The sequence below is a fragment of the Gilvimarinus algae genome (assembly GCF_030518215.1).
GTDB lineage: Bacteria > Pseudomonadota > Gammaproteobacteria > Pseudomonadales > Cellvibrionaceae > Gilvimarinus > Gilvimarinus algae.
The window spans coordinates 291,406-311,358 of record NZ_JAULRT010000062.1; the positions used below are offsets into that span (position 1 = coordinate 291,406).

At 58.0% G+C, this 19,953-nt stretch carries 17 protein-coding genes and 1 other RNA gene; 8 read left to right on the forward strand and 10 right to left on the reverse strand.

The genetic code is table 11. The annotated features are described in order from the left end of the window. The gene (locus tag QWI16_RS16025; RefSeq protein ID WP_302714621.1) at positions 1 to 720 is read left to right on the forward strand and encodes a HipA family kinase; all 720 of its coding nucleotides are present in this window, start codon (positions 1 to 3) and stop codon (positions 718 to 720) included. Further along, complete coding sequence (locus QWI16_RS16030; RefSeq protein WP_302714622.1) at positions 717 to 1,544, forward strand: DUF3037 domain-containing protein; 828 nt, start codon at positions 717 to 719, stop codon at positions 1,542 to 1,544. Before QWI16_RS16025 ends, QWI16_RS16030 begins: the two co-directional genes overlap by 4 nt. Before the next feature lie 153 nt (positions 1,545 to 1,697). Here the strand turns inward: QWI16_RS16030 and QWI16_RS16035 are convergent, their stop codons facing one another. The 5 genes from QWI16_RS16035 to QWI16_RS16055 form a co-directional block, all read right to left on the reverse strand. Continuing rightward, positions 1,698 to 2,903, reverse strand: a complete 1,206-nt coding sequence (locus QWI16_RS16035) for a DUF418 domain-containing protein (RefSeq protein WP_302714623.1) — start codon at positions 2,901 to 2,903, stop codon at positions 1,698 to 1,700. 265 nt (positions 2,904 to 3,168) lie between these two features. Further along, a complete protein-coding gene (locus tag QWI16_RS16040; protein WP_302714624.1) occupies positions 3,169 to 3,540 on the reverse strand; it encodes a helix-turn-helix domain-containing protein in 372 nt (123 codons plus the stop codon). Between the two features lie 34 nt (positions 3,541 to 3,574). After that, complete coding sequence (locus QWI16_RS16045; RefSeq protein ID WP_302714625.1) at positions 3,575 to 3,877, reverse strand: type II toxin-antitoxin system HigB family toxin; 303 nt, start codon at positions 3,875 to 3,877, stop codon at positions 3,575 to 3,577. A 396-nt stretch (positions 3,878 to 4,273) separates the two neighbouring features. Then, positions 4,274 to 4,664: a transfer-messenger RNA gene (ssrA, locus tag QWI16_RS16050) on the reverse strand. A 125-nt stretch (positions 4,665 to 4,789) separates the two neighbouring features. After that, on the reverse strand, positions 4,790 to 5,359 hold the full coding sequence (locus tag QWI16_RS16055) for a hypothetical protein (RefSeq protein WP_302714626.1): 570 nt from the start codon (positions 5,357 to 5,359) through the stop codon (positions 4,790 to 4,792). Positions 5,360 to 5,475: 116 nt separating this feature from the next. Here QWI16_RS16055 and QWI16_RS16060 point away from each other — a divergent pair, with 116 nt between their 5' ends. Further along, positions 5,476 to 6,369, forward strand: coding sequence for a class I SAM-dependent methyltransferase (locus tag QWI16_RS16060; RefSeq protein WP_302714628.1), 894 nt, complete (start codon positions 5,476 to 5,478; stop codon positions 6,367 to 6,369). 78 nt (positions 6,370 to 6,447) lie between these two features. Continuing rightward, positions 6,448 to 7,272, forward strand: a complete 825-nt coding sequence (locus tag QWI16_RS16065) for a class I SAM-dependent methyltransferase (protein WP_302714629.1) — start codon at positions 6,448 to 6,450, stop codon at positions 7,270 to 7,272. 68 nt (positions 7,273 to 7,340) lie between these two features. Here QWI16_RS16065 and QWI16_RS16070 read toward each other — a convergent pair whose 3' ends face one another. Beyond that, positions 7,341 to 9,560: an alpha amylase C-terminal domain-containing protein gene (locus tag QWI16_RS16070; protein ID WP_302714630.1), complete on the reverse strand. Its 2,220-nt coding sequence runs from the start codon at positions 9,558 to 9,560 to the stop codon at positions 7,341 to 7,343. Between the two features lie 238 nt (positions 9,561 to 9,798). Further along, positions 9,799 to 10,422 carry a GNAT family N-acetyltransferase gene (locus QWI16_RS16075; RefSeq protein ID WP_302714631.1) on the reverse strand — a complete coding sequence of 208 codons (624 nt, stop codon included), beginning with the start codon at positions 10,420 to 10,422 and terminating at the stop codon, positions 9,799 to 9,801. Positions 10,423 to 10,509: 87 nt separating this feature from the next. Between QWI16_RS16075 and QWI16_RS16080 the strand changes: the two genes are divergently transcribed. Continuing rightward, the gene (locus tag QWI16_RS16080) at positions 10,510 to 11,490 is read left to right on the forward strand and encodes an alpha/beta fold hydrolase (protein WP_302714632.1); all 981 of its coding nucleotides are present in this window, start codon (positions 10,510 to 10,512) and stop codon (positions 11,488 to 11,490) included. A gap of 55 nt (positions 11,491 to 11,545) precedes the next feature. Here the strand turns inward: QWI16_RS16080 and QWI16_RS16085 are convergent, their stop codons facing one another. Beyond that, complete coding sequence (locus QWI16_RS16085; RefSeq protein ID WP_302714634.1) at positions 11,546 to 12,136, reverse strand: LysE family translocator; 591 nt, start codon at positions 12,134 to 12,136, stop codon at positions 11,546 to 11,548. A 227-nt stretch (positions 12,137 to 12,363) separates the two neighbouring features. Beyond that, positions 12,364 to 13,104 (reverse strand): AraC family transcriptional regulator, encoded by a 741-nt coding sequence (locus QWI16_RS16090; protein WP_302714637.1) that lies wholly within the window; start codon positions 13,102 to 13,104, stop codon positions 12,364 to 12,366. A gap of 101 nt (positions 13,105 to 13,205) precedes the next feature. Here QWI16_RS16090 and QWI16_RS16095 point away from each other — a divergent pair, with 101 nt between their 5' ends. From QWI16_RS16095 to QWI16_RS16105, 3 genes are all read left to right on the forward strand, one after another. Further along, entirely contained in the window at positions 13,206 to 14,057 is an 852-nt protein-coding gene (locus QWI16_RS16095; protein ID WP_302714639.1) for a sugar phosphate isomerase/epimerase family protein, read from the forward strand. Between the two features lie 32 nt (positions 14,058 to 14,089). Further along, on the forward strand, positions 14,090 to 15,220 hold the full coding sequence (locus QWI16_RS16100; protein WP_302714641.1) for a Gfo/Idh/MocA family protein: 1,131 nt from the start codon (positions 14,090 to 14,092) through the stop codon (positions 15,218 to 15,220). A gap of 88 nt (positions 15,221 to 15,308) precedes the next feature. Then, a complete protein-coding gene (locus tag QWI16_RS16105; RefSeq protein WP_302714643.1) occupies positions 15,309 to 18,827 on the forward strand; it encodes a PVC-type heme-binding CxxCH protein in 3,519 nt (1,172 codons plus the stop codon). A 76-nt stretch (positions 18,828 to 18,903) separates the two neighbouring features. On the opposite strand, the gene QWI16_RS16110 is transcribed toward QWI16_RS16105, so the two are convergent. Continuing rightward, positions 18,904 to 19,914, reverse strand: coding sequence for a LacI family DNA-binding transcriptional regulator (locus QWI16_RS16110; protein ID WP_302714645.1), 1,011 nt, complete (start codon positions 19,912 to 19,914; stop codon positions 18,904 to 18,906). Between the last annotated feature and the right edge of the window lie 39 nt (positions 19,915 to 19,953).

Here is a 19,953-nt window from a genome sequence, read left to right on the forward strand (position 1 = left end):
ATGGACATTGTCGAAATTATTCAAAAATTCGAGCAGGGCGCTACAAAACCTTACCTCTGCCGCGCTGAAAACGGTGAGAGGTATGTGGTGAAAGGCCGGTCGGCTCCTGTCAGGGAGAGAATTTCTGAATATGTCTGTGCCATGCTAGGGCGAGATTTTGGTTTGCCAATTCCTGAGTGTGAATTAGTGACCATACCAGAGGAGTTGGTTGAATTTAGCTCTGAACTTATGGGTGGGCTCGGGGCTGGAGCGGCGTTTGCGTCAAAATATGTTTCTGAAACACAGGAAGTTAATCGAGAAGTCTTGAAACATTTGCCAGCGCAAAAACTCCGAGAGTTGTGGGTTTTCGATTACTGGATTAAAAATGAAGATCGCACCCTTACGGTAAAAGGTGGGAACCCTAATCTGTTTTACCGTCCAAGGGACCAAAGGCTGGTAGTGGTTGATCACAATTTGGCCTTTGACGTTAGTTTTGATATAGAGAGCTTTAGACGTCTTCACTTAGTCGTAAACGCTGGCCTGCTCCCCGAACTGGAAGGCGTGGGTAATGAGGACTATAAACAAAGGATGAGCCAGGCCATGGAAAATTTTGATGGCTACTGCGATAATCTCCCGCCCGAATGGCTGGATGCAGACGCTAATGGGAGAGAATGGGTTGCCCTCATTAAGCGGCAACTGCTTGAATTTAAAGAAGATTCGTTTTGGGAGGCGCTGAAATGAAAGTTGCATGTCAGTACGCCATAGTGCGTTTTTTGCCCTATATGGAAACCGGAGAGTTTGCCAATATTGGGGTGCTGGCGTTCGCCCCCAAAACGGGTTATCTGGACTTTAAGTTAGCCCAAGGCGCTTTTCCGCGCGTTACTCGCTTTTTTGCCGAGCTTGATAAAAAGGTCTATAGCAAAGCTGTCGAGGGATTTGCCGAAGAGCTGGCAGAAGTCCGAACAATCGCCGAGGACCTTTCGGGCAAGGAATTGGCTGCATTTGGTCAGGAAGTGGCACGGCCGAGAGAATCGTTGATTCGCTTCTCTGACATACGAGTACTGATGACAGAAGACCCCACCCAGGCACTTGAGAACTTATATGAGCGTTATGTGGGGCGAAATTTCGTCAACAAAGAGCGACGTGAGCAGGTAATGGTTGACGCGATTAAGCGTCAGCTTCGTAAGAATAACCTGCAAAATCTCTACAAAAAGTACACTTTTGAAGAAGATTACCGAAAAATTCAGTTTCCTCTGGTTTGGAACGGAACTGAGCGTCACAGCATCATTAAGCCGCTGACGCTGGATCAAAAAGACCCTAGCAAACTGGTAGAGCACGCCGATGAGTGGAAACGCAAGATTCAGTGGTTATTGGATCGTGACTGTATTCAACAAGACGAGCTAATCATCCCTATCGAGCCCCCTGTTATGGGGGATAGCGACCTGCAGGATGCTTATCGGGTAGCCGAGCGCGACCTAGAGGAGTTGAGTGTGGAGCTGGTGCCTTTCACCGATACGAGCAGGATCATGGAGTTCGCTCGTCAACCGAGCTTGTTTATCCATTGATGTGGATATAAAAGGCTTCGGGGGCAGCTTGTACCGCAATCTGTGCTGCTCCGCGGCTCACGCTCTAACCGTCCCAGAAGCAGAGGGTGTTCAAGATTCTGTGTCGCTCTCTCCGACATTCTATGTTCGCGTTCATTGCTCGCTGTCTGAATTTTATTCTATCCTCAGCGGCATCCGCTTAAAGTAGGTCCCGCACCGCCACGCCCACTCCAGTGGGCCATAGCGGTAGCGCGCTAGCCACCAGGCGCTGATTTTAATTTGCAGGTAGATGATGATCAGGGCGATCAGCAGGGTTTGCCACTCGTGCAGGCGGCCCAAAAGGCCCAGACCCCAGCCGTAGAAAATAAAAGTCCCGACAAGGGTTTGCAGCAAATAATTGGTCAACGCCATGCGGCCATAAGGTGACAGGGCGTTGAGTTTTCCTTCTGGTTTTTTCAGGTAGAGCCACAAAAAGGCGCAGATTAAGGCGACGGTGAGGGCAACGCCCAGCAGGTCGTAGGCGGTCATCCCCAGCACGAAATGCCAGCTGGTCATATCCATGGGTTGTGGCAAGGTCATGAAGCTGCCAATGGTCAGCAGCAGGCACACCAGCGCGGCGCCAATGGCGTAGAAGAAGGTTTTCTTAACGCTGGCCAGTCGGTTGGTGATATCACCCACGATACCGCTGCGCACCAGCCAGATACCCACCAGAAAATACGCCAGCGTTAAGTACCCGCGCCCCCCCAAAGCGACCTGAAAATCGTATTTGGTGGCCAGCCCCTGTGTGAGATTGAGCGCAAACACATCCAGTAGAGAGCCGCCTTTGAGCGTCTGGATATACTCGGCGAGCAAGGGCGATTCGGGTGTCCAGGCAAAGGGCAGAAGGGTGTCCGCGCCGGTGATGACATAGAAAGCGGCGCGCCCGAATCCGGCAAACAGCACCAGCGCTATGACCCAGAGCACCTTGTCCGGCAAACGGTAAAACAGAGGCAAACTGAGGCCAATGACGGCGTAAACCGTGAGAATATCGCCGCGGTAAAAGAGAGTATGCACCAGCCCAATGGCGAACAGCAGGGTTAAGCGCCAGAGAAAACGACCGCTGAAGGCCTGGCCGCGCTTTTCGGCATTGACCATCATGATGGCGAAGCTGATACCAAACAGCAGCGAGAAGATGGAAAAGAACTTGCCGCTGATCAGCAGAAACCCCACGGCCTGTATCGCCTGATCGAAAACGGTGGGCGCTATCCCCCAGGCATCGCCCTGGGGGCGGGGGGCGGCGATAAACTGCTCGAGCATATGCGCGATAGTGATGCCCGCCAAGGCAAAACCGCGCAGGGCGTCCACCGCATGTATGCGGGGGGTGTTATTTTGGTTGTGCATGGTCTCTCTGTCCTTGTTTTTCCCGTGAGACGCACTGCAGACGTAAATGGTTGCATACCCTGGGGGCTGACAACTGGCTTTTCTGCCTTCTGTGGGTTGGTTTTGACGGTCCAGCTACGGCGAAGTGCTATTTTGAGGTGCCGTTTTACTTGGAAGGCTTGCTCGGTAGACTTGGTAACGCAGAAGGCGCTGCGCCCCGAGCTAAGGCCGTATGTTGAACAAGAGCGTATTCATGTTTAATCGTGAATTTTATAGCGCTTGTCAGCTAAGATGCCCGCGCCTGAGGTGGCTTGATTAAAGATTCCGCGGGAATGCCCAGGCCTTCGTGTAGTTTCCAAATCATTTTTAGCGTCAGAGAGCGTTTATGGTTAAGAATCTCGTACACGCGATTGCTTTTGCCGATCATGGGCTCCAGGTCTTTGACGGTTAAACCTTTACGCTCCATTTCAAACTTGATGGCCGCAACGGGGTCGGGCAATTCCATAGGAAACTGCCTGGCCTCGTAGGCCTCAATAAGAGTCACCAATACGTCCAGCTTTTCACCTTCTGGTGTGTCGGGGGCCGACAACATTAGGCTTTCAATTTCGTTTAATGCCGCTCGGTAGTCGGCATCAGTTTTAATCGGTTTGATGTCCATTGTGATTACCTTTTGTTTCTACCGTTTAGGGCGATTAAATCGTTTGTAGGTCAATTGCGTCGTAGTGTGCATGAGTGCCGATAAAACGAATATATACGACTCGGTAGGCGTAATTGATCCAGACGACTAATCGGTACTTGTTGCCTGCAATATTGAATACCACCCGTCCATCTTTGAGGAGACTGGCATTACCAAATTCCTGCTTTATATCTGCCGGGCTACTCCAGTCAGCCGCTAGCGCATGCCGGCACCAAGCAAGCGTTGGCTCTTTGGCATCCATGCAGTCTGGGTTTTTTTCCCAAAAGACCTTGAGTGTGGAGAGGGCGATTATTCTCATAATTGCATCTTAGTCCCATTTTGGGACCTTGGCAACAAGAGCCATGCTTTACGTTAGATGTCTCTCGTTTTGTTATAGGCAAAAAGGGCAGCTTTGGGAGCTCATAACGGAATCCATGTGCGTTCAGCCCAGACTGCCTTCTCTGCCGCTTTGCGTTATTCACTTTGTCCCTGGCACCAACCCTTCGGGGTTAGTTCGAGCAGCTAGAGCCTGAGCGTTAATCCAGCGGGGGGAGTGTATGGCGCACGTCCGTGTGCGCCACCCTTCGGGCAGCCTCATCGGCTGTGCAAATCTGATCCGGTCAGATTTGTGAACCCCCGGGACTTTGCCAGTCCAACCCTCTCAACCCACAGCCAATAAAAAACCCCCAGATCTCTCGATCTGAGGGTTGTTTATTGGTGGAGGCGGGGGGAGTTGAACCCCCGTCCGCCGGCACTCCGCTCGCGGCTCTACATGCTTAGTTTCCGTTAATTGATTTAACTCATCTGCGACCCAACGGGCAGGGTGCAGCGAGCGAGTCCGCTTTAGGTTTCACTGTGCTGCCACGGGCGGAACAGTACAGCTATCCAGTTCTATCTGACAGTCTGCAACGCGGTACTGGCACCTTGTTACAGACCGCTAACGGCGTACCGTTAGAAGTGCTTCATCAACTGCTTACGCAGCTAATTGGGCACCGTAGTTGTCGTCGTTGGCAACTAATAAAATGCAGCTTTGGATTTACGTGATTCGCTACCCTCACGACATGCACCTTGAGTTTTGTCACCGGCGTCGAATCCAAATCGCCCCCAAACCTGGGTGCGGCTGGTGCCGCGAAAACTCGCTCTGTATGACAAGGCTGTGACAGCCAAGTTCCACAGGGCCGGCCATTGTAGGGGCGTGCCGAGTGGAGCACAAGCCCCCAGGCCGCTGGCCTTAGAGTTTGTCCAGGTTGAGCGCTTCGCCGTAGGCCTTGAGGTCATCGGTGCTGGCGCCACTGGCGCGCAGGGTGAACATGGCGCTGCCGTTGACGATCAGAATGATCTCGGGGTCGCCGCTCTGTTCGTTGAGTATGGCCTTTTGCCCCTGTACCTTGATCAGCTTGCCGCCGTTCATGGTAATCAGCGAGGGGTTGTTGAACATGCCCATCATGCTCTGCAGCAGTGGCGAGTCGGTGACGAGCTCAATATCCACGCTGGCGTCGCCCTTGGTGTAGTTGCGATTGGCGGTTATGCCGCCGCCCATCATCATGCCGCCGGCGCTTTGGCTCTCGGCTTCAGAGCCGGACCAGCCGCTGAGCGGTTTGGGGAACACGGCCTTGATGGCCTCGGCCTTTTGCTGGCGGATCAGGCCGGCGGCGTAGTCGAGCTGGCTGACGGCCTCGGACAGCTTGCCGTCTTTGTAGGCGGCCATGGCTTCATCGACGGCATCGGTGATGTCATCGGCCAGGGCGGGGGCGGCCAGTAGGCTGGCGCAGAGGGCTAGGGCGAAACGGGTTTGCTTCATCGTGAGTCTCCTTCTCCAAAAGCCTCATTATTGCCGCCCCGTGGGGCATTCTCAAGGTGGATTTTTGCCACCGGCACAATTATCCTGCCAACCAAGCGTGCAGGGATAACACTATAATGACCGTAGATTGCCACCCGGCCCTCGCCGGGGACCCGACCCCGCCCAACTGGGCCGAGTTAGAACTGGAGGCCACCTGGGCTGATGAGCTCAATCTGGCGCGTCCCACCGGCCTGTGGCGCTTTTTGCGCTCGGTACTGGGCAAGCCGAAAGCGGTACAAATTGACCGCAGCCACCCCATGATTCAGGGCATCCCCAAGTACGCCTTGCAGGAGTTTCACAACCTGCCCAATGGCAACTATTCCAGTCGCATTGCCCACGGATACATCACCGGGTTTGACCGCGCCATGCTCGGCACCATGGGCGCGGTGCGCGAAGCCATGGCCCGGCAGGTGGCCGGCGCGGGCGCGGTGCTTGATTTGGGTACCGCCGGCGGCAAGCTGGCCGCCGCCGTCTCTGGCGCCGGGGTAGAGGATGTGTGGGGGGCGGATGTCTCGCCCTATTTGCTCAAGCACGCGGCCAGCCGGCATCCGCAGGTGCGCTTTATTCAGGCGCCGGCCGAGTCGCTGCCGTTTGCCGCCGGGCGCTTTGGTGCGGTGGTGGTGAGTTTTCTCTTTCACGAGATGCCGCCCAAGTACATTCGCCAGGCGCTGGCGGAAATTCACCGGGTACTGCGCCCCGGAGGCCAGCTGCTCGTGGCCGAGCCCTCGGCATTGCAGCTGGCGCCCGTGGCGGGCAAACAGCTGCTCTCTGCCGAAGGCTGGCGCCACCTGTATTTTCGGGCGCTGGCCAAGCGGGCGCACGAGCCCTTTGTCATGGCCTGGCACCGGCTGGACAAGGCCGCGCTCTTTTCGGAGGCCGGCTTTGAGCTAAGCGACCACCAAGACCGTATCCCCATTAACCTTTATTCACTGAAAAAGCGTTCGGCCGCACCCGGCGATGTGGTAGCGTAGCCATTCACCTTCACAGGACGCTTGATAATGGAGCCGGTCGGCACCATATCGTCTCAGATCATCACAGAGGGACAGAGCATGAACATGTTATCCGGATTTAAAACCGCCGTAGCCGTGCTGACGGTCACCGCCAGCAGCTGGGCTGCGGCGGCCGACGAGCTGCTGCAAAACGCCATTGCCGGTGAGCACCGCACCGAGAACAGCGCCCGCGACGAGTATCGCCATCCGGGCGAAACCCTGGCCTTTTTTGGGATAGAGCCGGATATGACGGTGGTGGAAGTCTGGCCGGGCGGCGGTTGGTACACCGAGATCCTCGCTCCCTACCTGCGTAAAGAGGGCACTCTCTACGCGGCGCACTTTAACCCCGACACCGACATTGAATACTTCAAGCGCTCGCGGGAGGCCTACGGCAAAAAGCTCGCGGCCGCCCCGGCACTGTATGACGATGTCAAAATTTCGGTGTTTAACCCGCCGGATGAGTACGACATTGCCCCGGCCGGCAGCGCCGATATGGTGCTGACCTTCCGCAATGCGCATAACTGGTACATGCACGGCGGCGGCGAAGAGAAAGTCCTGTCGGCGTTTTCGGCGTTTTACCGCGCCCTCAAACCCGGCGGTGTGCTGGGTGTTGTGGATCATCGCCTGCCGGAAGATCGCCCCGATGATTATCAGGACCACAGTGGCTACATCAAAAAGAGTGTGTTGGTAGAAGCGGCGGAAAAAGCCGGCTTTGTCTTGGAGGCGGAGAGCGAGATTAACGCCAACCCGAAAGACACCGCCAACTACGAAAAAGGTGTCTGGACCTTGCCGCCATCACTGCGCCTGGGCGAGAAAAGCCGCGAGAAGTATCAGGCCATTGGTGAAAGTGACCGCATGACCCTGAAGTTTGTAAAACCCGAGTAAGCGGGTGTTGCTCAACGCCGGTTACGGCGTTGAGCAACGTGAGTGTCAACCCACGTCTTTAACGCCGCTTAATAGCGGCTGTGCTGCAAGCTGGCATCGTTTACCTCCAGGGTGACGCTGCCGGTGGCGCTGGTGTAGATATCGCCGCCGCCGTTTTCCAGAGTGCCGTCGGCGTTGGCGTCGCCGTAGTTGTCGCTCCAGTCGCAATGGCGATCAAACTTGTAGCGCTGATTGCTTTGCCCGTCCAAGCTCACCGTCAGGCTCCATACGTTGTTCCCGCCGAGTGCCATGGCCGTGCATCCCCAGCTGTTAAACGTGCCGCGCGCATAGAGCGTATTCCAGTTGCTGCTAAAGCCGCCCAGCGGTGTGAGTGAATAGCTCAGCTGCTGGTCATTTACCTGCAAGCGGTAGTGGCCGATGGCGCCGGTGAAAATGTCGTTGCCGGTTTGCTCCAGCACGCCGTCGCCGTTGTTATCGCCAAAGTTGTAGCTCCAGTCGCCGTACACATCCAGCTTAAAGCGTTGGTTGGCCTGGCCGTCCAAATACACGTCAGTCTGCCAGGTGTAATCGCTCACCAGGTTCATGGCAGTGGTGCCCCAGCCGTTGGCGGTGCCGCGAAAGTACAGTGACTCGAACACGCTGGCAGCGCCTGAATCGGTGGCGGTGATTTCAATGCTGGCCGTGTCGCTAGCGCCCTGGTTGTCGGTGACCGTGACGCTGTAACTGACGCTGCCGGCGCTTTGCGGTGTGACAGCAATATGGCTGTCTGTGGCGCCGGTGCTCCACAGGTAGGCGACAATGCTGCCGTCGCTGTCGCTCGAGCCCGTGGCATCGAGCGTGACGGTGGTACCCGTAGCCACTTGCGCCGCCGGCGCGGCGTTTAGCTGCGCCACAGGCGGCTGGTTGCTTGTGCCGGCCATGGCGCCGCCGTGTATGGCCGCAGCGGATTTGGCGGCCACTGTGAAGCTGGCGTTGCCGCTGCCGTCCACCTGAATCACCGCGCCGCTGCACTCGGCGCTGCCGGCCAGTATGTTGCAGTAATCGCCCGCTGGCAGTCCGGTGTAGAGCGTGTGGTTGACGCTGTGGTTTTCGTTGTTAATCAGTACAAAGCCTTTGTCGCCGCGGCCAAAGGCGATGGCGTTGGGGCTGAGTACGACGGCGTTGTCGAGGCTCCAGGCACCGGCGGTGTAGTTTCTAAACCCCACCATGTTGGCGATGTTGTCCCAGCGGTGCTGGCACACCCAACCCGTGGCGCTGCAGCCGCCGGGAGCGGGCGGGCCGGCGTCGGTATCGGTGAACTCGTAGCCGGACATTACCTTGGGGTAGCCGTAGGGGTAGGCGAGCATAAAGACATTGGCCAGGTTGTAGGTGGCGCCGTCTTTGTAGGTGAGGTTGCCGCCACCGCCGTGGCCGCGCTCGCGGTCGTGGTTGTCGATAAACACCAGCGCATCGGCCGAAGGCAGCAGGCCCCAACTTTCGCCCAGGCTCAGCAGGTGCTGGATTTGGCCATTAAAGTTGCCCGCTACTGCCGGGCCATAGCCCATTTCGGTTACCGGACCCATGTAAGTGTAGTTGGTTGGCTGAATGGCGGCGGCCTCGCCGGCGGCGCCGATGACTTCAAGAAACACCCAGGGGTTACCGGCGGCCTGCAGCACACCGGCAATGTCAGAAGGCGGCATGTGTTTGGCTGCATCGATGCGAAAGCCGTCCACGCCCATATCGCTCAGCCGTTTGATGTAGGCGCCGATGGTGTTGCGCACATAGGGCAGGCTGTGATCCAGATCCGGCATGCCGTAGAGCTCGCAGCTCCACACCGAATTGGCATCGCCGTAGTTGGTGTCGCAGCTCGGGTGAAAGTCTTGCGGGCTGAACTCGGGGTATTGGCGCGGCGACCAGGGTGTGCCGCCGATGCCGGTGGCGCCGCCGTCGAGGTTGTTGGCCATCTGGTTGACGACGATATCGGCGTAAATTTTTACCCCGGCGTTGTGGCAGCGGTTGATCATGCTCTGCAATTCGACCTCGGTGCCGCTGCGGCTGGTGAGGTTTTGGTAGGTAATGGGTTGATAGCGCGCCCACCACTGGGGGATGTTGACGTGTTCACTCGGCGGCGAGATTTGCACCGCATCAAATCCCTTGGGGCCGAGAAAGTTTTCGCACTCGTCGGCGATGTCGTTCCAGCGCCATTCAAACAAATGCACAAAAGCGGTGTTGGCGTTGGCGGCGTGGCTGGCGAGCAGCAGCGCGGCGCCACCGCTCAGCATTCGGGCGGATTGTGTTAACAGTTTCATCAGGTGTCTCCAGGTTCATTATGATTATGTCGCGCGGTTGCGCGGTCAGGCAGGTATGACACAGGTGAGAGGGCTCTCACGAACGGCGTGAAAACAGATGTTCTGCCGGCGCTTTATGGTTTTGTTGCGCCGGGTAAGACGCTAACGCCAAAGGGGTGAGAGGCAAAAGTTGCATACGTATGCAGGGCGGATGAATACGTATGCAAGTTGAAATGAGCGTCGCGAGGCGTGCGAAGGGCTAGCCGAGTTGCACGCGGGCGTGCTGGCGTTTCCACTGCTGTTGCTCAATCGCAAACAACACGTGTTCGGCGTGGGGACTGTCGGCGGCGATGTCCGGATGGAGAAAGTTCTCCTCGGTGTTGCGCATGCCCAGGCGCAGCATAACGGCGCGCGAGCGGTGGTTGTCGATGGGGGTAAAGGCCACCACCCGGGGCAGACCCAATACCGTAAAGGCAAATCGCAGCGCCTCTTCGGCCGCCTCGGTGGCAAAGCCCTGGCGCCAGTAGGGGCGCGCGAGGCGCCAGCCAATCTCGACACAGGGGCTAAAGGGCAGGGCATCGCTTGGCGTGTGCAGGCCGACAAAGCCGATAAATTCGCCGGTGGTTTTGAGCTCCACGGCCCAAAAGCCCCAGCCGCGGCTGGCGATCAGTTGGTGGCATTTGTCGGCGATCTGGCGGCTTTCGGCGGCGGTTAGGGGGGCTGGAAAATGAGCCATCACGTCGGTGTTGGCATTGAGTTCGGCAAAGGGCCGGTAATCACTGGCCTGCCACTGGCGCAACCTTAACCTCGGGGTGGTTAACTCGATGGTAGGCAGTTCGCCGTCGTTGCTCATCATATTATGCAGTGTTATTGAACAGTTCATCAGTTTTACCCTTCCTTACTGGTGCCATTCCCTGTAGTCCGTTAGCGTTTCAGTTTACACCCAAATGTGAGAGGAGGCTCGGCAAAAATGTGGAGACCCGCGCAAATCGGACTGCTTTTGCTGCTCAGTGCGGCGATCTGTCATGCCGAAACCGGTTTTGACGCCCGCCTAACCGGTTACGACTACCCCTATAGCGTCCACACGCACCGCTTTAGCTCCCAGCGCCAGACGCTGGAAATGGCCTATATGCACCTGCCCGCCAAAGGCGAGCGGCCGACGGTGCTCTTGCTCCACGGCAAAAACTTTGCGGCTGACTACTGGCAGGCAACCGCCGAATACCTGAGTGAAAAAGGCTATGGCGTACTGATGCCCGATCAGATTGGCTTTGGTAAATCCTCCAAGCCTGCGCACTACCAGTTTTCGTTTGAGGCGCTGGCGGCCAACACCCGCGCGCTCACCGACGCACTCGGGCTCAAACAGGTAGTGGTGATGGGCCACTCCATGGGCGGGATGCTGGCGGCGCGCTACGCGCTGCGCTACCCCGAGCAGGTCACACGCCTGGTAATGGTGAACCCCGTGGGGCTTGAGGATTATCTGCAGTATGTCGAGTACAAAGACCCGCAGTTTTTCTACGAGCAGGAACTTGAGAAAACCTTGGAGGGCGTGATCGCCTACCAAAAGAAAAACTACTACGACGGCCAGTGGAAACCCGAGTACGAGCAGCTGACGGATATTCACAAAGGCTGGATCGCCGGGCCCGACTGGCCGCAAGTGGCCTGGAACAATGCCCTGACCTACGACTTGATTTTTACCGGCGCGGTGGTCAATGAGTTTGAGCGCATCGCCGTGCCCACGCATTTGATTATCGGCACGCGCGACACCACAGGCCCAGGGCGCGGCTGGAAAAAGCCGGGCGTGGATTACACCCTCGGCCAGTACGATCAACTGGGTAAACGCGCCGCCCGGCGTATCCCCGATGCGCAGCTACACGAGCTGGAGGGGGTGGGCCACATGCCGCAGTTTGAAGCCTTTGAGCGCTATCGGCAGATACTGGACAAGATTTTTTAACGGGTTTTTATATCGCCCACTCAATGGGTTATACCGGCGCACTATGCTGGCCTAATTACACCAGCATAAAAACCGTTGCCGCCAGGGCCGCAGCCGTCAGGCGATTAAACCAGAGCAGATGCTTGCCCCGGTTGAGCCAGCCTTTCAGGCTCTGGCCGGCGGCGCTCCAGCTCGTCAGTATGGGCGCCGATAAAAACACAAAGGCCACCAGCAGCGCCAGCGTGCTGACGGGCGAGCTGTGCTCGGGCGTTTGCATCGCCAGCAGCGTCAGACACATCATCCACGCCTTGGGGTTCACCCATTGAAACGCTAAGCCCCGCCAAAACCCAAGCGGCGACAAGCGCGCTTGTCCGCCGCGTAACGCTTGATTGGCGCGTAGCAGCCGCACCACCAGATAGAGCAAAAAGCCCGCGCAGAGAAAGCGCAGAATCAGCAGCGCCTGAGGGTGTTGCTCCAGGACCGGTGAAAGGCCGCCGGCGAGCAGTGAGATCATCGACAGGCAACCGACAATAATGCCCGCTACCAGAGGCAGTGTGCGCTTTACGCCAAAGTGAACCCCAGAGGACATCAACAAAAAGTTATTGGGCCCGGGTGTGCCGACCATGACGGCAATAATGCCCATCTGGGCGATCAGTGTTTCCAGCATTTTTGTGCGCCTTGTTCTGCAGCTCGTCGAGTGCTCAGACTAAGGCGCAGAGGCGAGGCAATACAGATTCACAGCTGGCGTTTTGTGGCAGTACAGGTGTACCTGATAAAGCCTCTGTACCGGGATGGCGGGACACTTCTGTATCGCTATGAATTCGAAAGTGATATCGAAGGGCTGGAAACAAAACTGGTTTCCAGCAGGTGTATTCAATCAGCGTTAACAGCCTGCTAGTACCCGGCTTGTCCGCTCTGGTGTTTGCGGTAGGCGAGGGGCGTGACGCCCAATATCCGTTTGAAATGGCGAATAAAACTGCTGTGATCGTAAAAACCGCACTCGAGTGCGACCTCAGAAACGGGTGCATTGCCGCTGCGCAAATGTTCGCAGGCCACCAGGGTGCGCAGCCGGATAATGTACTCGCGCGGGCTGGCGCCAAAGGTATCGGCAAAGCGGCGTTCCAGCTGCCGCTGAGAAAAGCCGAACTGCCGGGCAATGTCGGGAATGCTCAGGCGTTCGGCGTAGTGGGCGCGAATGTGCTCCACCACTTTAAACACCGGCTGCTCGGGGTGATCGGACATGCGCTCGTAGCTTTGCACAATGCCGCACAGGCCCACCACCTCACCTGTGAGATCAAACAGTGGCACCTTGTGAGTGACGCACCACTCCGGCAGGCCCTCGCGGGTGGGGAATAATTCAATCAGGCCGTGCAGTGGGGCGCCGGTGCGAAAAACGGTGGCGTCGTCACGGCGAAATTTTTCCACCATATAGCGGGGGAAGAGGGAGTCGTCCCGGCGGCCGTAGAGTTCTTTTGCGCTGGCGCAGCCGCAGCGCTCGGCAAAGGCCTGATTGCCCGTGAGGATACGCCCGGAGCGGTCTTTGACGAAGTAGAGCACGCTCGGCATAAACTCAAAAATCCGCGCGGCAGAGTGGCGCGGGTCGAGCTGTGAGAGCCAGGCGTCCAGATCAGTCATGTCGAAATAATACAATTTTTTTACGACAAGGTACAAGCCACTACCCGGTAATGGCGCTAGCATGTGGCCAGCCATAAATATAATGAACCGGGAGTTGTAACATGCAATTTGGCGCCAGTACCTGGCTGTGGACATCCCCTTTTACCAGCGACCAGACGGCGTTGCTGGAAACCATCGCCCGCATGGGGTTTGATTTTGTCGAGTTGCCCGTGGAAGACCCGGCGCACATAGACGCTGCCCGGCTGCGCCCGGTGTTAAAGGATCTTGGGCTCGAAGCGGTTATCTGCACCGCCGTGGTGGGTGAGCGCGATCTGAGCACGCAAGACCCGCAGACGCTGGCAAGGGCGATGGACTATTTCAGCGCTTGCCTCGCCCTGGCCGAGGGCCTGGGTTCTCAAGTCCTGGCGGGGCCGCTCTACGCGCCCGTGGGCAAACCCAGGTTGGCGAGCGAAGCGCTGCGCCGCGGCGAATGGGAGCGCTCGGCCAGCAACCTTAACCGCCTGGCCGGTATAGCCGCCGAGCGCGGCGTAAAGCTCGGGCTCGAGCCGCTCAACCGCTTTGAAACCGACATGATCTGCACCGTTAGCGATGCCAGACGAATGCTCGCCGATGTCAATCACCCGCACCTGGGCATCGCCCTGGACAGCTTTCATATGAACATCGAGGAGGTGGACTTCTGCGCGGCCGTTAAGCAGGCCGGTGAGCAGTTGGTGCATGTGCAGGTGTCCGACAGCCACAGAGGCGTACCCGGCGAGGGGAACAGCGATTGGGCCGGCTTGCGCGAGGGCCTCGCGGCGGTGGGTTACGACGGCAAGGTATCCATTGAGAGTTTTTCCCCCGACGCCTCCAGTCTGGCCGAAGCCGTGTGTATCTGGCGCCGCTTTGCCAGCTCGCAAGACGAATTTGCCCGCAAGGGGTTGGAGTTTCTGCGCCGCTGGGCGGCGCCCGTTTAATAATCACGCAAAGCGTTTCCCCAGGAGGAGCCATGACAAACAAGACATTGCGCGTAGGATTAGTAGGGCTGGGTTTTGGTGCGGAATTTATTCCGATTTATCAGGCGCACCCCAACGCCGAAGTCGTTGCCCTGTGCCAGCGCAACGAGCAAAGCCTGAACGAGCTGGCGGACAAATTTGGCGTGAGCGCCGGCCGCTATACCTCTTACGAGCAGATGCTGGCCGATCCGAATGTGGACGCCATACACATCAACACGCCCATTGGCGATCACGCCAAGCACAGCATTATGGCGCTTGAAGCCGGCAAGCACGTCGCCTGTACCGTGCCCATGGCCACCAGTGTTGAAGATTGCGAACGCATCGTTAACGCCACCAAAAAAAGTGGCAAGGTCTATATGATGATGGAAACCGTGGTCTACAGCCGCGAGTACCTGTTTGTTAAAGAAATGTATGATCGCGGCGAGCTGGGTCGCATTCAGTTTTTGCAGGCGAGTCACCAGCAGGATATGGACGGCTGGCCCAGCTACTGGGAGGGTATGCCGCCCATGCACTACGCCACTCACTGTGTTGGCCCCGTGCTGGGTTTGCAGCGCAAGCTGGCAAGCCAAGTGCAATGTATTGGCTCGGGCAAAATACGCGATGAATTTGCCGGCATTTACGGCTCGCCCTTTGCCATTGAGTCCTGTCATATTCAAATGCAGGATTCGGACGTGGGCGCGCGTATTTACCGCTCGCTGTACGATACCGCCCGCCAGTACCGCGAGAGCTTTGACGTCTACGGCTCGGAAAAATCCTACGAGTGGCCGCTGGTGGAGGGCGAAGACCCGGTGATTCACACCCGCGGCAAGCCCGAGCCGGAAGCCCCCGAAAAAGTCAGCGTGCCGGACTACGCGCATCTGCTGCCCGAAGAAATCCGCGCGTTTACCGGCCACGGTGTCTATGACGAGGCCAACGAGCACCTGAGCTTTACCCAGGGCGGTGGCCACGGTGGCTCACACCCGCATTTGGTGCACAACTTTATTCGCGCCGTGCTGGAAAACTACAACGCCTACCCGAATGTCGTGGAGTCGGCCAATATCACTTGTGTCGGGATTTTAGCGCACGAGTCGGCACTGGCCGGTGGCGAGCTGAAGGCGATGCCCGCCTTTACTCTGGACCAATAGCATTGGTCAAACAATAATTAAAAAAGTGATAAAGATTATGAGACCAGACAACACAAAAAGGGCCCCCTGGGGCCCACGGTTTTTCGCAGTGGCCTTGGCCCTTGTGTGGCCGCTGCTAAACGCCTGCTCCAACTCCGAGCCAGAAGCGCCGAAGCCTGAGGCGCTGTTGAGTGAGCAAGAGGGCGTTATCCACCTGTTATTTATCGGCCACGATCAGCGCCGGGACAGTGGCGGGTATCATCTCTCGCACATCAATGCGCCACTGTTTAATCAGTCGCTCGGGCGCGAAAAAATCTTTATGGAGTATGTGGAAGACCTTGAGCGCTTAAGCGATCAGGGGCTGGCCGATGTCGATGCGGTCATGCTCTACGCCAATTATTCTGAGCTCTCTCCCGAGCGGGAGGCGGCCCTGCTGCGCTACGTGGAAAGCGGCGGCGCCTTTTTGCCGGTGCACAGTGCCAGTGCCTGCTTTGGTGAATCGGATGCTTTTGTCGATTTGGTGGGCGCCCGCTTTGCAAGCCATGGCGCTGGCGAGTTCACCGCGACCATTGTGCCCGGGCAGGAAGACCACCCGGTGATGCAGGGCTTTACGCCCTTTGAAACCTGGGATGAAACCTATGTGCACAGCGACCACAATGAAGACGAGCGCACGGTGCTTATGCAGCGCGAGCAAGAGCCCTGGAGCTGGACCCGCGAGCAGGGCGAGGGCCGCGTGTTCTACACCGCCTACGGTCACGATGAACGCACCTGGCGTCAGCCGGCGTTTCATCAATTGCTGATTAACGGCATTCTCTGGGCGGTGGGCGATGAAAAGCGCGAGGCCAATCGGGCGCTGGTGGCCACTTTGCCCGAGGGCGAGTATCGCGACGCACTGACCATTCCCAACTACCGTCGGGTGGAACCTGCGCCGCGGTTTCAGGAGGCATTCAGTGTCGCAGACTCTATGGCATTGACCATGGTGCCCGAGGGCTTTGAGTTACAACTGTTTGTCAGTGAGCCGGATATTGTCAATCCCGTGGCATTCACCTGGGATGAAAAAGGCCGGTTATTTGTGGTGGAGTCGGTGGATTACCCCAATGACCGGGTCGACAGCGGCGCGGGCAATGACCGCATCACCATGTGCGAAGACACCGACCTCGATGGCCGGGCGGATCGCTGCGAGGTCTTCGCCGATAACTTGAGTGTGCCAACCGGCATCATGGCCTACAACGGCGGCTTTATTGTTTCGCAAGCGCCGGATTTTCTGTTTTTAAAAGACACCACCGGCGATGGCAAAGCCGATCTGCGCGAAGTGCTTAATACCGGTTGGGGCACAAGGGACACTCACGCCGGGCCCTCAAATTTACAGTACGGGCACGACAACCACCTGTGGGGTTCGGTCGGTTACTCTGAGGCACCGGAAGATGAAAATGGCGAGTCGTTTCAAAACGGGCTCTACCGCATGAATCTCGATGGCAGCGAGATTGAGCCCGTGGCGCAGCTGAGCAACAACGCCTGGGGCCTGGCGTTTAACGAAGAATTTGAAGTGTTTGGCTCCACCGCCAACGGCGCTCCTGTGTGGCATGTGCCCCTGTGGCGCAGCTACGTTTACGGTCGCCACGAGGAAGTGTCCCCACAACTGGCGGCGCAGATTGAGGAGTTTGGTCAGATTTTTCCCGTGACCTACAACTATTTGCAGGTGGATAACATTGGCCGCTACACCGCAGGTTCCGGTTTGAATGTTTACACCGCGCGCGCTTTCCCCGAGCGCTTTTGGAATCGCGGCGCGTTTATCGGTGAGCCCACCGCGCATTTGCTCGGGCAGTTTGCGATTGAGCCGCTGGCCAATAGCGTTGGTTACCGGGCGAAGAACTTGGGGTCCATCATCGCCAGTAGCGATGAGTGGTTATCACCCGTGCACATGGAAGTAGGGCCGGATGGGCAACTTTGGGTGGCCGACTGGTACAACTTTATCATTCAGCACAATCCGCAGCCCTCTGAGGAGTCGGCCGGTTTTGACGCCGAGATGGGCAAGGGCAATGCGCACATTAATCCACTGCGCGATCGCAAGCGCGGGCGCATCTACCGCGTTGTGGCCAAGGATGCGCCAGCCTACCAGCCACTGGACTTGAGCAGTGCCGATACCGCGACTTTGGTTGAGACTTTGTCGAACGACAATATGTTCTGGCGCCTGACCGCTCAACGCAAGCTGGTGGCGCAGCAGCGGGCGGACGCCGTGCCGGCGCTGCAGGCACTGCTGACCGGTGCTCCCCGGCGCGATGCTCTGGGTCTGGACGTGGCCTCGATCCACGCGGTCTGGACGCTGCACGGCCTGGGGGCGTTTACCGCCACCTCCGGCGATGCACTGGAAGCGATTCAGGCCGCGCTCAAGCACCCATCAGGGGCCACGCGCAAAAACGCTGTTCAGGCGCTGGTGGACAATGCCACGCCGACCGATCTGGCGCTGGCGGCCGAGGCGATTAACGACACCGACCCGCGCGCTCGTCTATGGGCGCTACTGGCGCTGTCAGAGCTGCCGCCCTCAAAAAACGCCGGCGAGCAATTGCTGCGGTTGCGTACGCGCTTGTCGGTGGACGAGTGGTCGGCGCAGGCCTTTACCCTGGCGGCCTTGAATCACGGGGATTTTTATTGGCAGGCGATGAACAATGCCGATATTCTCGTTGACGGTGATTTGTTGCAGGGCTTTAAACGTCTGGAGCAAACGCCTGAGTACCTGGTCGCCAAGCGCGTGCTTGTGACAAACTCGGCGGACCTGAGCAACACCCTCACGCGTTGGCAAGGCCTGCCCTCCGGGCGATTGGGCCTGATGAGCCTGGCGGCATTGGATGTCTGGCGCGAAAGGGGAGCAGAGCCCAGCGCCGCGGAGCTTGACGCCCTTCAGACCCTCATCAACGACACTGATACTCAGACACAGATGGCGCTCAAGCTGCGCTCCTCGGGGTTGGCGCTGAGCTTTGAGCGAGTGAATGCGGATGCCTACGCCGAGTACCAGGCCAAGTACGTGTTTGAGCCGCAGATCTGGGGGTGGGGCAGTGCTTCCTGGGGTGAGTCGCTCTACGGCCAGCACTGCGCCGGGTGCCACGGTGGCAATGCCGTGGGTGATCGCGCCCAGGCGGCACCGCCTCTGGCGGGCATCGAGAATTGGTACGCGCAAACCCAGCTGCAGAAGTTTCATGCAGGGGTTCGCGGCACGCACTTTCGCGACCCCAATGGCATCTCCATGCGCGCGGCACTGGATTTTCTCAAAGCCGAGGCCCAGCCGAACAGCAACATTTCCAGTCTGGCCCGCTATCTTGAAGGTTTGGAGCGGGCCGAACAGCCGGCGACGATTGAGGGCAACGCCGAGTTGGGCAAACAGCACTACGCCGCCTGCGCTGCCTGCCACGGCCCTCAGGGCCAGGGCAATCGCGAGCTGGGGGCTCCGGCGCTCGCCGGTCAGGCCGACTGGTATTTGCTGACGCAACTGCAAAACTACCGCTCCGGCGCCCGCGGCGGCGACCCGCGCGACCCTGCCGGCCAGCAAATGGCCACCTTTGCCACTATGCTGCCTGATGAGCAAGCACTCAAAGATGTGGTGGCTTATATCCGCACGTTTGCTAGTGAGTGATCCGTACGCGCTTTAACGAACACCGCCGGGGCAGCAATGTCCCGGCGGTTTTGCTGAAGGCTGAACTGTCCCGGGGTTAGGGCGCCTTGACGGCCACAACCGATTCGCGTTTGACCAGGGTGGGTGTGTATTTAAAGGTCACACCGGGCTCGGGCACTTTACCACCGGCGTAGGCGAGAGCCAGGTCGGCTGCCTTGGAGGCCATCATTTCAATAGGGTAGTGCAAGGTGGTGAGCTTGGGCCGGCAGTACTTGGCCAAAAGCACATCGTCGTAACCCATAATCGACACGTCGGCCGGAATAGTTACCCCGTGATCCTGCAGCATGGTCATGGCGCCCGAGGCCATGGCGTCGTTGTAGGCGAGCACAGCGGTAAACTCGACGCCGCGGGCGAGCAGGTTGCGAATGGCGATCTCGCCACCTTCCTGATCCGGCGTACTGTATTCAATGTGGCTGTCGGGCAGCTCGATGCCCGCGTCGGCCAGCTCTTTTTGAATACCGGTTAAGCGCTGAAAGGGGTCGTCAATCTGGTATTTACTGCTCACCAAGGCAAATTTCTGATGACCTTGGCTCAGCATGTAGCGGGCCATGATCTGACCGCCAGCGACGTTATCCAGCCAGACGCAGCGGTGCCCAATTTCTTCGATATAGCGGTTGATCAGCACAAAGCCCGGCACCTGCGAGGCAAACTCCACCAGCGTCTTGTCGTCCAGGGCCTTGCTGTGCACCACCATGGCTTCGCAGCGGTGTTGCAGGAGAGTGTCAATGGCCTTGAGTTCAGTTTGTTTTTCAATGGAGCCGGCACTCATTAGAATTTGCACATTCTGTCGGCGCGCTACGGCATCAATACCGTGGGCAAGGGTGGCAAAGAAGGGATCCAGCAGCTCGGCGATCACCACGCCCAGCGAAGCGCTCTTGCGCGTCACCAGAGCGCGGGCGTTGGCGTTGGGGCGATAGCCCAGCTCTTCCATGACTTTTTTGACTCGTTCGCGGGTAGCATCGCCCACTTTGGGGCCGTTGTTGATCACTCTGGATACCGTTGCGAGCGAGACGCCGGCGACGTCCGCAATGTCTTTAATAGTGGCCATTTAACCTCGATTTTCCTATTGGGTGTAAACCTTTCCCCT